Source organism: Dyadobacter sp. HNCC25DJ183 (assembly GCF_056895175.1).
On record NZ_JBXHAP010000011.1, the window covers coordinates 90,854 to 107,813 of the forward strand.

Genomic DNA, 16,960 nt, shown 5'->3' on the forward strand with positions numbered 1-16,960 from the left:
AAAATTCTTCGCAAAAGTTCGATTTGTGTGAACAGTAGATTTTGTTTGCCTATGGTTCCAGGAATAAGCCGGTATCTTAAAACCTTGTTGATCATACTGGTATCCCTGTCATACGGACACGCACAAAGTTCATTTATACCATTCAACGACGACTACTACCATTTGATCGACCGCCTGGAAATCAAGCGCGGCAAACTCACGGAAGGTTTTCACTATAATACCAAACCATTTGAGAGAAAGGCGGTTGTTGCACTTACCGATTCTATTCTCAAAGAGGGAACTGTAAACTTCACCGAACGCGACTGGGAGACGATCGATTACCTTCGGGAAGACAGCTGGGAATGGACAAACGGAATGGTCGCGACGGATTCCCTGAAATACGACCAGCTTTCACGACTGCATTGGTTCAAAGTGCCTCCGAAGGGGCAGAAAAGAAGGTTTTTCCACCACCCCGCCGACCTTTACAGCATTCATAATAAGGACTTCGACCTGCATTTTAATTTTACCACTACTAACTTCATTGGCCGGGATCATTTTTCCGCCGGTGGTCTTACTACCGATTCTACCATGTGGTTTACGGCGAGGGGCGTTGAGATCCGGGGTATGATCAATGAAAAGTTGGGCTTTTACACCTACGTTGCTGATAATCAAGGACGGTTTCCGAATTATGTAAACAATTTTGGCGATCTGGCACAAGTCGCAAAAAGCTTCCCTGGAGAAGGGTTGGCGAAAACCACGCGCAATGGAAAAGACTTTCTGAGTGCACGCGGGTATATCACATTTCGTCCGTTGAAAAGCATTAACCTCCGCTTCGGCCACGATCATAACACTTTTGGTAGCGGCTACCGCTCCCTGATCCTTTCTGATAACAGCAGTCCCTACCTCTTTTTGCGCCTGGACACACAATTGGGCAAATTCCATTATACCAATCTCTGGACGAGCATGATCAATGCATCTTCCAATGCTTTTACAGGAGAACTGAGGCATAAAAAGTTTGCAGCCATTCACCATTTGAGCTTCAACCTGACGGATAAGATCAATATTGGGGTGTTTGAAGCCGAAGTTTTCAACCGGGATACCGTTGGCGGCGGATATGATCTCAATTATCTCAATCCGATCATTTTTTACAGATATGTTGAATCATATATAGGTAGTCAGGACAATGCATTGCTTGGTTTTGATTTCCGCTGGCTTGTCGCAAATCAGGCTTCTGTTTACGGGCAGTTTGTTTTAGATGAATTTTTAACAAAATTCCTTTTCAATGGCAGCAAATCCTGGACGAATAAATACAGTCTGCAAGTTGGTGCCAAGTACGTAGATGCATTCGGTGTACCTAACCTGGACTTACAGGCAGAATATAATTTGGTTCGTCCCTACACTTACTCTCATAAAGATGGTGGCCGCAATTACATGCATTACGGGCAGTCGCTCGCACACCCGCTGGGCGCTAATTTTCGTGAATACCTCGCCATTCTGCGCTACAAGCTTACTTCCCGCCTCTCAGCTTATGGTACTGTGATGCTTGCCACGCAGGGAAAAGATCCCAGCAATAACACGATGATGAATTATGGAGGGGACATTTCTAAAAGTTACGAAGGCAGAAGTTTCAATCGTGACGGCGAAGTAAACCAGAAAATCGGCCAGGGAATCAAGGCAAGTACCAGTTTCGCGGATTTACGACTCTCTTATTCATTCGCGCATAATTTTTTTGTAGACGGCCGCTACCTTTTCAGGAACGTTAATTCAACGGATACGAAAGTGGCCGCCAGGTCCAACACCTGGACTATCGCACTGCGCTACAATATGGCTTACCGCCAGCAAACCTATTGAAATACAACCATATGGAAACTGACCCACATGAAATTCGTAGCCTGATCCGGCTCGCATTACTGGAAGATATTGGCGACGGCGATCACTCTTCTCTGTCCAGCGTACCTGAAAATGCCGTGAAGCGTGCCAAGTTGCTCGTCAAGCAGGACGGCATTCTGGCTGGTGTGGAAGTGGCGCAAATCATCTTCGAAGAAACTGCTACGTTTTATAACGATCCCCCATTAAAAATTGATGTGTTACTTTTTGACGGAACCGACGTCAAAACAGGTGACATTGTTTTTATAGTCGAAGGTAGCGCGCGGCTGATCCTGAAAGCTGAACGGCTGGTGCTTAATACCATGCAGCGAATGAGCGGGATAGCGACTTATTCAAGACAAATGTCATCGCTCATTGCAGACCTGCCGGTGAAATTGCTGGATACCCGTAAAACAACGCCGAATTTCCGTCTGTTTGAAAAATTGGCAGTGAAGATTGGCGGCGCGGTAAATCACCGGATGGGGCTTTACGATATGATTATGCTGAAAGATAATCATGTTGATTACGCAGGCGGAATTGAAGCGGCAATCACCGGGGCACGCAAGTACCTGGCGCAAACCGGTAAAAACCTGAAAATAGAAATTGAGACACGCAGCCTGGCTGAAGTAGATGAAGTTTTGCGGGTTGGACAGGTTGATATCATTATGCTCGACAACTTTTCACTCGACAATTTGCGCGCCGCAGTGAAAAAGATCGCCGGGCGGTTTGAAACAGAAGCTTCGGGGAATATTACCGAAAAAACCCTCCGCGCAGTCGCCGAAACGGGAGTGGACGGAATATCAAGCGGCGCATTAACGCACCAGGCGCGAAGCCTGGATTTAAGTTTAAAAGCCTTCTAACCTCTATCAACATACCAACAGCGTATGCAGTATACAGGACTTATCGCATACGCTTATTACAAAAGAGGCCACATTGGCCTGTTGTTCCTGTATTTTACCGCTTTCCTCTTCTCTTCAAAAGCAGCTCGCAGCCAGGAGCCTCCAAAGAGGGACATTGATATCAACCAGTTTGTAGCAGCACTTTTCCCTGTTCCATCGGAAGACACGGATTATTCGGAACTGTTTGAGTCACTTTTGCATCTATACACCAATCCGCTCGACATTAATGCTGTTACTGCCGACGAGCTTTCGGGCACATTGATCCTCACTGACGTGCAGGTGAGGGCATTGCTCAGCTACCGCGAACAAGCAGGTCCATTCCTGTCGCTCTACGAACTGCAAGCCATACCTGGTTACGATCTTGTCACCATCAACCGATTACTTCCATTCGTTACATTAAATCCGAAAACAAGCTCCATCCGGGAGGCTTTACGAAGTCCGGGGCAGCACTTCCTGATGTTTCGCACCGGCAGGGTACTTGAAAAGCAGAAAGGATTTCTGAAACAGGATTCGTCTTCCCATTCGGCCGCAAGCTATGCGGGAAGCCCCTATAATGCATACCTGCGCTACCGCAATGCACGCAGCGGCTCTTACAGTATTGGATTTACAATGGACAAGGATGCGGGCGAGGCGCTTTGGGACTGGAATGCAGGCCGCCATATTTTCGGCGCAGACTTTTCATCCTTTCACGCGCAAATGATGAACCGGAGAAGATGGAAGAACCTGGTGCTTGGCGACTATCAAATGCAGGCCGGGCAGGGAATGGTACTTGGGGCTGGGTTTTCTCTGGGGAAAGGAGCAGAAGTGATCAAGACCGGGTACCGCAGCACGCTGGGCTTTAAACCTTATACTTCTTCCGGCGAAGCCAACTTTTTTCGCGGCGCAGCAGCTACCTATGCTATTGACAGGTACACCACGATCTCACTATTTTACTCAAAAACCAAAAGAGACGCAGCAATAGATGAAAGCGCCGCAGGAAAACTCGTGACTTCGCTGCCCATCAATGGTTACCACCGGACAAGCAGTGAGATCGAAAAACACAATATCCTCCAGGAGCAGAATATCGGCGCGCATTTACTGCACCACCTCGCACAAAATGGGCAGATCGGCATAACTGCACTTCACACTTTCTATCCCACTACAATCCGCAAACGCAGTCTTCCGTACAATCAATTTGAATTTACAGGAAAACACAATCTGATCGCCGGCCTTCACGGAGATTATCGCTGGCGTAATTTCCACGTCTTAGGAGAAGGCGCCGTTTCGCTGTCAAAAGGTACCGGGCTACTCTTGGGAAATATTGTGAGTTTGGGTAAAAAGTGGGATGCTACTATCCTGGCGCGACATTATGCCCGTAGTTTCCATACATTTTACGGAAATGCTATTAGTGAGAATACCCGGCCTATTAACGAGAACGGACTTTACGGAGGGCTGCGCTTCATGCCGTCCCGCCGCTGGCAGTTCAGCGGCTATGTTGACCGGTTCTGGTTTCCCTGGCTGAAATTTCAGGTTGATGCACCTTCCAGCGGATTCGACTATTATCTGCATTGTCTTTACAAACCCAGTAAGCGGCTGAATGTGTATGCATTAATGCACGAAAAGCACAAGCAGCGCAATGCGCCAGAAAATAAAGCGCCAGCAACCGGACTGGTTATGTCGGTTCGCCGGACTGCCATGATTAATTTTGAATACGAAATGCCGATGAAATTCTCCTTGCGAACGAGATGCCAGGTGGGTGATTCGGGGCTGAAAGGAAAACAGAAGTCCAAGGGCATTACTGTTTTTCAGGATATTACCTTGCATTTATCCCGGATCGAACTCAGCAGTCGCATTGCATGGTTTAATACTGACGATTACGAAAGCAGACAGTACGCTTATGAAAAGGATATGCTCTACGCATTTTCCATTCCGGCTTATTCCGACGTGGGAACGCGTCACTATCTGATGCTGCGTTACACGATTTCAAAGAAAATGAAAGTTTGGGCTCGCTGGTCTCAGACCAACTATACACAACTGGAAACGATCAGCTCAGGCCTGAACGAGATTCGCGGGCACACGCGAAGCGAACTGAAAATGCAGCTCATATACGAGCTTAATTGATTTTAAAACCACATGGAAGACCCTAAAATGACTGTCGATAAACAGGAAGCACTTAAGAAATATTTTGGCTACGACTCCTTTCGTACACACCAGGCAGAGATCATAGACTCGGTTATGAAGGGAAAAGATTGTTTCGTGTTAATGCCAACAGGCGGCGGCAAGTCAATCTGCTTTCAGATCCCGGCAATTTTACGGGAAGGATTAACCGTTGTGATCTCTCCGCTGATTGCATTGATGAAAGACCAGGTAGAGGCACTTCACGGAAACGGTATCTCAGCTGCATTTCTTAATTCCACATTGTCCTCCTCAGAACAAGACAGCGTCATGTGGCGCGCCAAACTGGGCGAGCTGAAACTGCTTTACATCGCACCGGAACGCCTTTTTTCGGGCAATACTTTTGACCTGCTGAGAGAATGGAATGTAGGACTGTTTGCTATCGACGAATCGCACTGTATTTCTTCCTGGGGTCACGATTTCCGGCCGGAGTACCGGTCATTGAACTCGCTGAAACTCCGCTTTCCCAATGTGCCCGTAATTGCATTAACAGCTACTGCCGACAGGGTTACCAGGCGCGATATTCTGAAACAACTACGCATTGAGCATGCTGAAACCTTCATCACAAGCTTTGACCGGCCCAATCTCAGCCTTACCGTATTGCCAGGCAGGAAACGCATTCAGCAAATTCAGTCTTTCATTACCAAACGCCCCAACCAGCCCGGGATTATCTATTGTTTGAGCAGGAAAGGCACTGAGACAGTAGCTGCAAGCCTCAAAAATGCGGGGCTCAAAGCAGAATTCTACCATGCCGGACTTGCGGCCGACCAACGTTCCAGAGTACAGGAAGCTTTCCTGCGGGACGATTTACAGGTAATTGTGGCAACCATTGCATTTGGAATGGGGATCGATAAATCGAACGTACGCTGGGTGATCCATTACAATCTGCCGTCTAACGTGGAGAGCTTTTATCAGGAAATCGGCCGGGCCGGGCGCGACGGGCTCCCTTCGGATACTGTGCTCTTTTACAGCTATATGGACATTATTACAAGGCAGGATATGATCAATAATTCGGAGCAGTCCGACGAGCAGAAGGAGCTGCTGCATGCCAAGCTGAACAGGATGAAGCAGTATGCGGAGGCGGATATTTGCCGGCGCCGCGTTTTGCTCAATTATTTCAATGATTCCTTCGACCGCGATTGCGGCAATTGTGATGTCTGCAAAAATCCGCGTACACGTTTCGACGCAACGATCATCGCACAGAAGGCGCTTTCAGGTATTGCCAGAACAGATCAGAAAGTGGCAATGGGCTTACTGGTGGACATTCTGCGAGGAAGCAAAAACCGGAATGTAATTCAGCACGGGTACGAGCGCCTGCCAACTTTCGGGGTTGGAAGTGAGCTTAAAAGTGATGAATGGGCCGAGTACATCAGCCAGCTGCTCAACTCAGGCGCAATGGATATCGCTTACGACGAAGCCCACGCATTCAAGCTCAATGCACTGAGCAGACAGATTCTGAAGGGAGAGCGCAAGGTGGAACTTGTGAAATTCATCCCGCTATCAGAGCGGAAAGCGAAAGAGGAAGAACTTGTGCCGAAGGAAAAGCCAAAGCGCGAAGTCATTAAAGATGCATTGTTCGACAGGTTGCGCGCGCTCCGTAAACAACTGGCAGATGCGCTGGGTGTACCGCCTTATGTTGTTTTCAGTGACGCTACCTTATCAGAAATGGCCCAGAAGAAGCCCGTTTCCGAAATGCAGATGAAATCCATTTCCGGTGTAGGCGCAGAGAAGTTCAGAAGGTACGGTGAGACTTTCATCAATGAAATCCTGGATTTTGCCCGTGAGAATTTCAAGCCAGGTACCCGATCTGTCGCAGGCATGACATTCATTGAAACGTGGGATCTCTTCAAGTCAGGACTTTCTGTCAGGGAAATTGCTGAAAAAAGAAATCTTAGTTCCACGACCGTTATTTCTCATTTGATCAAGCTCAAAGAAGAAGGCCAGCCGATTGATTTGGAAGCCTTAATTGAGCAATCGGCATACAAGATTATTGTAAAAGCGGCTGATGAGATTCAAGTGGGGAAAAATGATCCTGTCAAGCCACTCTTCGAATTATTGGGCGAGCAATTTGACTATGGACAAATTCGTCTGGCACTCGCGATTCGGGAAGAGAAAAATAGCACTTTTTAAATATCCATTTATAGGAAAATTTGTTGGGCAAAATGCATATACGTTTTTGACTTAAATTTTCTGGCAATTGCAACCTTCTGGCCTGAAAATTGCTCTTAATGCTGTACATGGCTTTCTTTATTAGATTCCAGACATTGCATTTAATATGAAAAATCAGCGTATCCTGTTAATAGCCTCTATTTTACTTGTTCTTTGTGTTTTTGAAAAACAAGCTCGCTATAAAGCACTAAGAAGTGCAAGTGTGGAAAAAATGTACAATGTACCTGATAGAAATGGGGTCAACACCCCAATATTCGATCAGGAGCGTGTAGAAGTTTCAAGTGGTGACAAAAGATTGTACGATCCTGCGGACATTTTTGAATTTGCGTCCGCAGATAGTACGCTTGAAGCAAGTTCCGTCAAGTTCAGTGACCGGAATATGCTTAATATGACAGCTGATAATAAGCTGTTGAAATATTAAAATTCTCAGCTGAACAATCCCATAATATCTTCCTGGCTGAGCTTTTTGATAAAGCCCGATTCGCCGCCAACCAGATCTTCGGCAAGATCCTGTTTTCTTTGCTGTAACAACAGGATCTTCTCCTCAATTGTATCCTTGCAAATCATCTTGTAAGCAAATACCTTCCGGGTTTGCCCGATCCGGTGCGTTCTGTCAATTGCCTGACGCTCCACCGCCGGGTTCCACCATGGATCAATCAGATACACGTAGTCAGCTTCTGTCAGGTTAAGTCCTACCCCACCCGCTTTCAGGCTCATCAGGAACACGCGACAAGTCTGGTCATTCTGGAAACGATTAACCCTACCGGCCCTGTCGACAGTCTGCCCATCCAGGTATTCGTAAGGAATATTCATTTTTTCCAGATGCTGACGGATCAAATCAAGCATTCCTAAAAACTGACTGAAAATAAGGATCTTGTGATTCGATGCATTCTCTTCGATCTCGCGGGTAATTTCTTCTAGCTTGGCCGATTCATTTCCAAAATCTTCTTCTCCCGACAGGATCGATGGTGAGTCGCAGATCTGGCGCAGTTTCAACAATGCCTCCAAAATAAGGAAGCTGCTTTTATTGAGTCCCTCAGTAGCAAGCTTTTCCGCAATTTCTTCACGGTACCTCTCCCGGAAAGTTTCGTACACTTTGCGCTGCTTTTGACCCATTTCACAGAAAAGAATGGTTTCAGTCTTATCCGGCAAATCCGTCGCGACCTCTTCTTTCGTCCTTTTCAGCATAAATGGATAAACCAGCTTCCGAAGCTCAGCGGCCTTTTCCTTATCCTGATACTTATCAATTGGCGTAGCGTACTCGGTCCTGAAAAAGTCAGCGTGGCCGAGCATACCCGGGTTAAGGAATTCAAATTGAGAGTACAGGTCGAACGTATTGTTCTCGACAGGTGTACCCGTCATGGTTAGCCGGTTTTTTGCGCGCAATAACCGGGAAGCTTTTGAAGTAAGCGAATCCGGATTTTTGATCGCCTGGGCTTCATCCAAAATGATATAATTGAAATCGAAGCGACGCAGCAGCTCAACATCGCTGCGCATAGTACCGTAAGTCGTTAAAATGATATCGTATTCTACGAAAAAATCGATCTCCTTTTTCCTCGCCATACCGCGATGTACATACAACCTCAGGTCGGGCGTAAATTTCTCGGCCTCTGCCTGCCAGTTGAAAATCAGCGTAGTAGGAACTACGACGAGGTTCGTATTACTTGGATTCAGGTTTTTCTGCTGTTGCAAAAACGTCAGCATCTGCAAGGTTTTTCCCAAACCCATATCATCTGCCAAACAGCCGCCCCAGCCAAATTCATCGAGAAAATGGATCCATTTGTAGCCTTCCTCCTGGTATTGCCGCAATGTAGCTTTTACATTCCCGGGCAATGGTACATTCGGAATTTCCTTAAAGTTGAGCAGCTTCTCTTTTTTCTCCTGCAACTCCCGGAAAACATCTTCATTATCTATTTCAGAAATCAGTTCGTCAATTAAAGAGAAGTGGATTTTGGATAAATGGATCTGATCCGCATCTACCCTGCCAAACTGCATAATCGGTTCAAGCTTTGTAATCCACTCTTCCGGCAGCATTCCCAGGGACCCGTCGCTCAGCTGCACATAGTTCTGCTTTTTCAGAAATGCCTTTTTAACCTCAGACAGCGGAACAACCTGATCTCCGAAAGTGATCTCGATCTTCATATCAAACCAGTCGATACCAGATGAGGCTTGTACCTTCACCGAGCCGCGGTTGGGATTAAAACGCATTTTTTTTAGGTTATTAAAACCTAAAACATCATAATGCTTCTTCTTGGCGGCTTCCACAAACGTGAACAGCCAGCCATCTTTCATAACCTGGTCAAATGGAACATAAAAGAAGGGCTGCCCAGCCTGGTTACCGAAGCTTGGATGCAGACTTTTCAGCCATTGCCAAACTCCATTTTCAGCATTCATATCTCTTTCGAGCGTAGCGATCTGGCCATCCTTGAAGCTGGTTTTTGCCTTACGCTGATCATGCAAAAACTCGGTTGTGCCCTGCTCGTCTGCATATACATACGAGGGGACAATCAGCAGGTTTGCTTCATCTTCACGGAGGTAAAGGAGCGGCTTTTCAAATTTCAGCGGCGTGGATTGTACCTCGTGCCGCGTCTGGAACATTACATCGAACTGCTCGGTAAGCGGGATGATCCAGTCATTCAGGAAGCTGTCGCCAAATTCCTTTTTTACACGGATTTTAAATCCATTCTGGCTGAGGTAAACCGCCATTTCGGCCTCACTCACGCCTGCCCAGCGAAACAATATTTTATCATTATACAATCCCAGCCAGAAGCTGTCCAGCGACATTACCTTTTGCAGCTCGATAGGCGCGCCGGGTTTTAACTCCAGATAAGGATTAAGGGTAATGAATTCCCGGTCTTCTGTGAGTACAAAAAAGAGCTTTACCGGCTCGCGGTGGAGTTCCAGCTGTGTGAGTTGATTGTTACTCGTCACATAATCACTGTCGGCCAGGTAAAGCCGCTCGGGATCCAGGTCACTGAAAACCTTGCTGATCTGCTTGCCCACGTAGTTACGGGCTTCCAGCCGCTGCTGGCTGCTTACATCGTCAAAATGAAGATATGCATTGTAAGCCCATCCATGTTTCCGGATGAATTTCTGCAAGCCTTCTTCCCAATGCTTCGCAAGGCGCACCAGGCGCGCGTCAGCTTCCGTAAGAACGGGAATTTCGTCAGCCGCATAGTAGTGGCTCGATCCGCCGGCTATATTGCGGATATTGGTGACCTTCTCGGACTTGGTGCTGTGTTTGACAGAAAAAACGCCAAATCCAATGTCGAGCAGGTGATTTTTACCTTTTGGCCAAAACACGAAAATAGAAACCCTATCCTCTTCATCCTGCGCACCATCTGCATTGGCCACTGCGAATGTGACACTTTGCTGCGGCAGTATCCGCTCTTTGAGCTCGTCCCAGTTCTGGTAGCTGCCCACTTTTTGAAGGGCCGGATCAAGCTTGATCAGTTGCAGACCTCCCGCTTCGTCGAGACGGAAGTCGAATTTATCTTTAAAATTATCCTGCAGGGAATAACCGTATTCGGCTAGTAAGCTGTTTTTCTCGGCTGTCAGATCACGCATTACTTCAAATGCTTTCTCGCCGAGTTCTTCACGCAGTTTCAGTAAAGCCGCCAGCTTGTGCGCGCAGAGTGGCGCCCAGAGCTTTTGTCCGCAGGTACAGGAAGTATGTATTTGCCGGGTGTTTGCAACCCGCTCTAATTTGACAGTATAAGATTGCCCCTGATCTACAACCACGCACTCGGCCTCGCCTTCTTTCGCAGAAGTAATCTCCACATCCTGAACCGAGTCTTTGTTTCGCCAGGTTTCATCCAGAACGAGACTGCGCAGCTGAAAATCGCGGATTTCGCCCAGCTCCACCACAGTATCTTCCATTTCATGAACAACCTGCTTGATCGTCGGCATTTTGTCCAGGATATACAGAATTGCTGCTACCCGGTGCTTGCACAAGCCCGCCTTGTCGGGGCATGAACATTCGGTAATGATCTGAGGGGTAAGGAAATCCCGGATGTTGATCTGATAAAAATGAATGGAGTAGTCGCTTTTAACCTTAAACTCCGCAATCCCGGGACCATTGTAATCCAGCTTTAATACTTTTAAGCCGCCACTGCTATAAATGGAACGCCCTCTTGATAATACGTCCTTCTCTGTTCGTCTCAACAAGAAGTTAGATAATTTCTCCTTCTTTTCGTTTTCCATTTACCCGCTACCTTTTGAAAACGCAAAAGTACAGGATGTTTAGGTTTTATAGAAATCAGTAATGGAGATATACCGGTAATTTAACCTAGCTGATATAAGGCTGGTCAATTACACCAATGTGTGCATTGGTTGTGTTACCATTAAGAAAGTCGGTGATTTGCTTACCGATATTAGGATAAAGCCGCTTTCCGGGAAGCTCTTCCACTGGAAGCCAGACCATTTTCAGGGCTGTTGTCTGCTCAGGGTTCAGTACCGGATTCTGATCCGAAATCTCAGCCTCGAAAACAATATGTAGCGTTTCCTTTTGTACTTCCGGCCAGATCACTTCCCCGCAGCAAACCATTTCTTTTACTTCGGCCAGAATGCCTAATTCCTCTTCCAGCTCGCGGGCAAGCGCCTGGGACAGGTTTTCACCGGGATCGGGGTTTCCACCGGGTAAGGCAAAAACGTCCGTTCCGCTGTAACAATAACAAAGTGTCAGAATTGAATTATCGCGGAGTATAATGGCAGATGGGCGTACATTCATGAAAACAGTGGTGTCTGATTAGATTTAGCCCAATATAGCGTTTCCAGGGTTTTTTACTCCCGCAAAACCATTTTTTCAATTAATAACATGAAAATGTGGATCACCTTGATGTGAATTTCCTGGATCCTGTCGGCATAACCAAAATGCGGAACGCGGATTTCAACGTCGGCTAAACCGGCCAGCTTACCGCCGTCTTTGCCCGACATAATGATCACTTTCATTCCTTTCGCTTTTGCTGCTTCGGCTGCGCGCAGGATATTGGTTGAGTTACCACTGGTACTTAGTCCGAGCAAAACATCGCCCGGCTGGCCCAATGCTTCCAGGTATCTTGAAAACACGAATTCATAACCAAAATCATTACTAACGCAGCTCAGGTGACTTACGTCTGAAATCGCGATTGCAGGTAATGCGCGGCGGTTGTCGCGGTATCTTCCCGTGAGCTCTTCGGCAAAATGCATCGCGTCGCAATGCGATCCACCGTTTCCGCAAGAGATGATTTTTCCATTATGGATGATCGCCTCGGCCATTAAACCGGCTGCACGCTCAATTTTTTCTATCTGATCCGGGTCGCTAAGAAAGTTATCCAACACGGTCTGCGCTTCTTTCAACTCTGCGCTTATCAGATTCTGGTAGTTCATATTTTTCAGGCTTTTGAATTCAGATTGTAAACTTGGTGCTAATATCCGTCAATTTCACCTAATCAGATGCGGATCGCTTTCAAAACATGCGTTTTCCTGCCCGGGCCTTTGTGCCGCTCTACTTTAAACCCGGCAGCGGCCAATGCACGTTTGACAATCCCTTTGGATGAATATGTAACTAATACGCCACCGGCAGCTGTTTGGGCTGCTACCCGGGTAAATATTTCTGCCGACCAAAGTTCCGGCTGTGCACGGGGATCGAAAGCGTCGTAAAATACAACGTCAAAAATTTCATCGGTTTTAAAATCCTGTAAATGGATTTGTTCTTTCCTGAATGTAAAATATGCGGATAGCCGGATGGACTCGCCCCAGGCTGATTCGTGCAATTGCATAAAGCCTGTCCCGCCGCTCTCGCTTTCGTAGTTCAGCAATGCCGCCTCAGCCAGGTCCACGGGATAGGCTTCAATGGTTGTATAAATCACCGGCTTTTGAAGCGAGTCGGCAAGCTTCCACGCCAGAAATGCATTTAAGCCAGTACCAAAACCCATTTCAAAAACATGAACAGGATTTTCGGACTGGCTTAAAACCGGCTGCAAGCCGAGGTTGATATAAATGTGCCTGGATTCGTTCAGCGCTCCCTGCAGGGAATGATATTGCTGGTTGAACTGAGAACTGTATAAGGAATGTGAACCGTCTTCTGTGACTAATAGGCGTTCCAATTAAGCCGGATGTTTTGGTTTGTTTGGCTTAAAAATACTTAAATCATCCTTTTGAGGGTAATTTGAGTAAAGAAAATATCCCCTTTCCGCTTCACCAGCAGGTCTATGTTCTTTCCGTCGCCGCGCTGCATCAGCTTGTATATTTCGCTGACATTCAAATCGGTAGCTGCATGATCGTCGATAAAAAGCAGCTGATCTCCTTCCATTAACCCCGCTTTGGAGGCCGGAGAATCATCTACAATGTGGTTCACAATGTAAGACCGCAGGTCTGTTCCTTCTGCGCGGATTTCCATTCCGCTCATATCGTGCTCAAATTTCTCGCGCATGCGGCTCTTAACCGGCTTCAACACCATGTACTGCTCCTGATAGTTCATGGTCACTTTAAACCGGCGCAGCAATTCGCAGCCGATATTTCCCTGCCGCTCGGTACCTGCTTTTAATTTGGCACCGAATGCAATGCTATCGGGAAATGAAGCGACAATGTTGTCCATCTCAAACCTGCCCAGACGAAGCCTGTCGATCCGGCCCAGATTTCCATTGATTACACCATTAAGTCCGCGACCTAGCTGTGCTCTAATCACCTTCTCAGGCAACCTGAAAGTTTCTTTCCGGGTGTTGTTAAGCAACAATGCATGCCCTGCTCCGGTATCGATGAGCACACGGATCGGATGTTCCCTGCCATCTGCAAAAAGGGTTACCGCGTCGGTAAATGGTTTTGTGTCTTCAATGATAAGAGGATGTTTATCTCCTTTTTTAGGCTTGTACTTGTATTTATCTGGTCGCATCAGGACCAGTTCCTTTTTGGAAAAATCAATGGTAACCACGAAATTATTGAAGATCTCATATCCAAATATTCCGTGGACCGGAACACCTACATACTCAGACAACCGCAGAAAATCTTCTTCAAGGACGACAATATTCTGGTGATTTGCTTTGAGCCGGCCCATTGAAAACTGGTTGTCGATAGCAACGTGGGCTGAAATTGATTTGCCCTCGCCAGCGCCGGTAAGGTTAACCTTCCTGGTTAAACGCAGCTTGTCGGGTTTGAGCACGTAAGGATCTGTAATGATAATGGAGCTGACACCCGTGTCAAGTATAAACCGCAGGGAATCACGGTCGTTTATCTTGGCGTACAACAGGATCAGGTTGGAATGCAGCTCGAACGGAATGCGCGTTGATTTATGGTTTTTGTCTAAAAAGTAACCATATTTTTCCTCTGAAACGGGTGGAATGTCGTCTGTATGTGCAAGAGAAACGGTGCTAGTAAAAAGTATGATCGCCAGTAATAACCACTTAGACGTTTTCATCGTGGCCTCCTTTCTTTTAAATCCGGATTGTTAAGTCTTCTGTTAGCGCAAAAAACACTCTGATCATAAATGGCTTAAACTCTGTCTTTTATTCTCTTCTGTGTACACAAAGTATCAAACTCCACGGCTATGTAAAGCGAGTAAATTTAATGTTTTTTGTCTCATTTAAACACAAAAAAATCTTTGTATTTAAAAACTTTCTGTGTTTTTATTTAACAATGCTGTTTAATCAGGTAAATGACAGAATTATGATAATTTTGTTGCGTAAAATGAAGTTTTTTCACAATTAAAATTTTCTCATGCGAAAAAAAATTGTTGCCGGTAACTGGAAGATGAACAAGGTTCTGGATGAGGCAGTTGCGCTTACTTCTGAATTAGTAAATATGGCCAATGATGAAGTGCAGAATGACGCGCAGATCATCCTTTGTCCGCCTGCCATTTATCTGACCACTATTAAAAAATATATTGAAAACGCACCTAACTTTTCGCTGGCAGCACAAAATTGCTCAGACAAAGTTTCGGGCGCATTCACTGGTGAGATCTCCGCACAAATGTTGCAATCGATCGGTGTGGAATATGTGCTGATCGGGCATAGCGAGCGCCGCCAGTACTTCAATGAATCCAATGCAGTACTTGCCGAGAAGGTAAATGTGGCGCTGGCAAATGGCGTTTCCCCGATCTTCTGCTGCGGCGAGTCTTTGCAGCAGCGACAAAATGAAGATTATATCGGCTTTGTAAAAAACCAGCTTACAGAAAGCCTTTTCCACCTTTCCGAAGCTGACCTGCTGAAAGTAGTGATTGCGTATGAGCCAATCTGGGCAATTGGAACGGGCTTGACCGCGAGCGCATTGCAGGCACAGGAAATGCACGCTGCATTGCGCCAGCACATTGCGGCAAAATATGGTGAGTCAGTAGCAGAAGAAATCTCGATTCTGTACGGAGGCAGCGTAACAGCCGCCAGCGCACCAGAACTTTTCGCTTCCCCAGACATCGACGGCGGCCTCGTAGGAGGAGCTTCGCTGAAATCTAGGGAGTTTACCAATATTATTAAGGCCAGGTAAGGATTGCTTTATCGAACCTGTTTGTCATTCTGAGCATTTCCTTTTTGTCACATTGAGCATCCTTTTTTGTCACACTGAGCGGAGTCGAAGTGAGTGGCGTACTGCCTTTTCCTTCGACTCCGCTCAGGATGACAAAAAGCGATGCCCCCTACCCCCTTTTACGCTTCCGTAATCACAAACTCCACTCTCCTGTTTTTACGTCTCTCCTCGGCGCTGCCTTGGCTTAATGGGCGGGTGGCTCCGTAACCTTTGGCTTCAATGCGGCTGGATTCAATTCCCTTTTCCACCAGATACGCCTGAACCGACTCGGCCCTTTTGCGTGATAATTCCAGGTTTTTGTCAAAATCACCTACATTATCCGTATGGCCTTCAATGCGGATCCGGATGCTTTTGTTCTCCTTCATCATGTCCACCAGCCTGTCCAGTTCTCCGTAAGATTCCGGCAGCAATGCGAATTTGGAAGTTTCGAAATAGATATTCGGCATCGTGATCGTTTCACCAACAGCTAGCGGATTCAGATAAAAGTCACGGCTGAATGTACCTTTCCCAGTAGAATCGGCCGGACTTATATTGTAGCTTGTACTGTAAAAACCTTTGGCTGTAATACGGAAATCGTACTTCTCAGATGGATCAAGACCGATTTTGTACTTACCCGACGAGGATTTGATTTGCAGCGAATCCCCATTTTCCACGTACCTGAGCTCGGCAGCAATGGGCTGCTTTGTCTTTGCATTGTAAACAGTTCCCCTGAAAACAGCCACTCCGCTTTCATTTACAGTTTCTTCTTTTTGAGGCTCAGTTTTAGGTATAACAGGCTCCGCGGCGGGCTTTTTCACGGGCGCCTTTGCTTTCTGCGGCTGCTTTTTGAGCGGATTCTTGATGTGAACACCATAGAAATTCCACGACTGCGTTCCTTGCGAACTCCGGCCTTCATAAAAATCAAATTCTTCAATACCCGGACTTAATCGCTCGAAATAGGCAACGAAATTGACGGTATCTCCCGGAGTTACATTCTTCTTACCCGCAGTTGGAATGTTCTCGGCTTTGATAAACTTAAACTTCTTCTCGATCTCTCCTGGCTTGTACAGCCTTGTCTCCGGATCAAGCCAGATCTGACTGGATCCCATTCCCGGACCTTGTTTTGGATTAAATGGGAAAGGAATCACTTGTTGCTGCTGTTTCGGCATACCTGATGCCTTATCTACAAACTGCAGATGGATGATCGTGTGCTGGTCTGTTAATTCAACACGCCTGATCCTGACGTACGGAGCCGACTGTTCATCAACTCTCGGGTTTTCGGTAACCTGTCCGAAGGTATCATTCAAGGAAAGTGTAATGGCAAATGCAAATGCCAGAAACGATCTGAAATTCATGACTTTTAACTATTAAATTAAACAACTGCAAGAACGCCCGTAGGGAGCTGATAGTTTGTTAAAAAT

General features: G+C 46.6%; 12 protein-coding genes. 6 read left to right on the forward strand and 6 right to left on the reverse strand.

The features are described from left to right. The first annotated feature begins 51 nt into the window (after positions 1–51). The 5 genes from AC1XTG_RS24885 (at position 52) to AC1XTG_RS24905 (ending at position 7,488) form a co-directional block, all read left to right on the forward strand. Positions 52–1,830 carry a hypothetical protein gene (locus tag AC1XTG_RS24885; RefSeq protein WP_484843824.1) on the forward strand — a complete coding sequence of 593 codons (1,779 nt, stop codon included), beginning with the start codon at positions 52–54 and terminating at the stop codon, positions 1,828–1,830. Between the two features lie 11 nt (positions 1,831–1,841). Continuing rightward, complete coding sequence (nadC, locus tag AC1XTG_RS24890) at positions 1,842–2,705, forward strand: carboxylating nicotinate-nucleotide diphosphorylase (RefSeq protein WP_056279177.1); 864 nt, start codon at positions 1,842–1,844, stop codon at positions 2,703–2,705. Positions 2,706–2,729: 24 nt separating this feature from the next. Next, a complete protein-coding gene (locus AC1XTG_RS24895) occupies positions 2,730–4,844 on the forward strand; it encodes a ComEA family DNA-binding protein (RefSeq protein WP_484843825.1) in 2,115 nt (704 codons plus the stop codon). Positions 4,845–4,856: 12 nt separating this feature from the next. Beyond that, the gene (gene recQ, locus AC1XTG_RS24900) at positions 4,857–7,028 is read left to right on the forward strand and encodes a DNA helicase RecQ (protein WP_484843826.1); all 2,172 of its coding nucleotides are present in this window, start codon (positions 4,857–4,859) and stop codon (positions 7,026–7,028) included. 145 nt (positions 7,029–7,173) lie between these two features. Continuing rightward, the gene (locus AC1XTG_RS24905; RefSeq protein ID WP_056279175.1) at positions 7,174–7,488 is read left to right on the forward strand and encodes a hypothetical protein; all 315 of its coding nucleotides are present in this window, start codon (positions 7,174–7,176) and stop codon (positions 7,486–7,488) included. A 5-nt stretch (positions 7,489–7,493) separates the two neighbouring features. On the opposite strand, the gene AC1XTG_RS24910 is transcribed toward AC1XTG_RS24905, so the two are convergent. From AC1XTG_RS24910 to AC1XTG_RS24930, 5 genes are all read right to left on the reverse strand, one after another. Beyond that, positions 7,494–11,270 (reverse strand): SNF2-related protein, encoded by a 3,777-nt coding sequence (locus AC1XTG_RS24910; protein WP_484843827.1) that lies wholly within the window; start codon positions 11,268–11,270, stop codon positions 7,494–7,496. 85 nt (positions 11,271–11,355) lie between these two features. After that, complete coding sequence (locus AC1XTG_RS24915) at positions 11,356–11,796, reverse strand: NUDIX domain-containing protein (protein WP_056279170.1); 441 nt, start codon at positions 11,794–11,796, stop codon at positions 11,356–11,358. A gap of 53 nt (positions 11,797–11,849) precedes the next feature. Beyond that, on the reverse strand, positions 11,850–12,434 hold the full coding sequence (gene lpcA, locus AC1XTG_RS24920; protein ID WP_056279168.1) for a D-sedoheptulose 7-phosphate isomerase: 585 nt from the start codon (positions 12,432–12,434) through the stop codon (positions 11,850–11,852). A gap of 62 nt (positions 12,435–12,496) precedes the next feature. Continuing rightward, the gene (gene mnmC2 / locus AC1XTG_RS24925; RefSeq protein ID WP_056279165.1) at positions 12,497–13,153 is read right to left on the reverse strand and encodes a tRNA (5-methylaminomethyl-2-thiouridine)(34)-methyltransferase MnmC2; all 657 of its coding nucleotides are present in this window, start codon (positions 13,151–13,153) and stop codon (positions 12,497–12,499) included. A gap of 38 nt (positions 13,154–13,191) precedes the next feature. Beyond that, complete coding sequence (locus AC1XTG_RS24930; protein ID WP_056279163.1) at positions 13,192–14,460, reverse strand: aspartyl protease family protein; 1,269 nt, start codon at positions 14,458–14,460, stop codon at positions 13,192–13,194. A 299-nt stretch (positions 14,461–14,759) separates the two neighbouring features. On the opposite strand from AC1XTG_RS24930, the gene tpiA reads away from it, so the two are divergent. Further along, the gene (gene tpiA, locus AC1XTG_RS24935; RefSeq protein ID WP_056279161.1) at positions 14,760–15,521 is read left to right on the forward strand and encodes a triose-phosphate isomerase; all 762 of its coding nucleotides are present in this window, start codon (positions 14,760–14,762) and stop codon (positions 15,519–15,521) included. 158 nt (positions 15,522–15,679) lie between these two features. On the opposite strand, the gene AC1XTG_RS24940 is transcribed toward tpiA, so the two are convergent. Further along, positions 15,680–16,894, reverse strand: a complete 1,215-nt coding sequence (locus AC1XTG_RS24940) for an OmpA family protein (RefSeq protein ID WP_484843828.1) — start codon at positions 16,892–16,894, stop codon at positions 15,680–15,682. Between the last annotated feature and the right edge of the window lie 66 nt (positions 16,895–16,960).

Bases quoted from the DNA above. Each gene is read 5' to 3' on its own strand.
- AC1XTG_RS24885 (WP_484843824.1), top strand. From the start codon at position 52: ATGGTTCCAGGAATAAGCCGGTATCTTAAAACCTTGTTGATCATACTG.
- nadC (WP_056279177.1), top strand. From the start codon at position 1,842: ATGGAAACTGACCCACATGAAATTCGTAGCCTGATCCGGCTCGCATTA.
- AC1XTG_RS24895 (WP_484843825.1), top strand. From the start codon at position 2,730: ATGCAGTATACAGGACTTATCGCATACGCTTATTACAAAAGAGGCCAC.
- recQ (WP_484843826.1), top strand. From the start codon at position 4,857: ATGGAAGACCCTAAAATGACTGTCGATAAACAGGAAGCACTTAAGAAA.
- AC1XTG_RS24905 (WP_056279175.1), top strand. From the start codon at position 7,174: ATGAAAAATCAGCGTATCCTGTTAATAGCCTCTATTTTACTTGTTCTT.
- AC1XTG_RS24910 (WP_484843827.1), bottom strand. From the start codon at position 11,270: ATGGAAAACGAAAAGAAGGAGAAATTATCTAACTTCTTGTTGAGACGA.
- AC1XTG_RS24915 (WP_056279170.1), bottom strand. From the start codon at position 11,796: ATGAATGTACGCCCATCTGCCATTATACTCCGCGATAATTCAATTCTG.
- lpcA (WP_056279168.1), bottom strand. From the start codon at position 12,434: ATGAACTACCAGAATCTGATAAGCGCAGAGTTGAAAGAAGCGCAGACC.
- AC1XTG_RS24930 (WP_056279163.1), bottom strand. From the start codon at position 14,460: ATGAAAACGTCTAAGTGGTTATTACTGGCGATCATACTTTTTACTAGC.
- tpiA (WP_056279161.1), top strand. From the start codon at position 14,760: ATGCGAAAAAAAATTGTTGCCGGTAACTGGAAGATGAACAAGGTTCTG.
- AC1XTG_RS24940 (WP_484843828.1), bottom strand. From the start codon at position 16,894: ATGAATTTCAGATCGTTTCTGGCATTTGCATTTGCCATTACACTTTCC.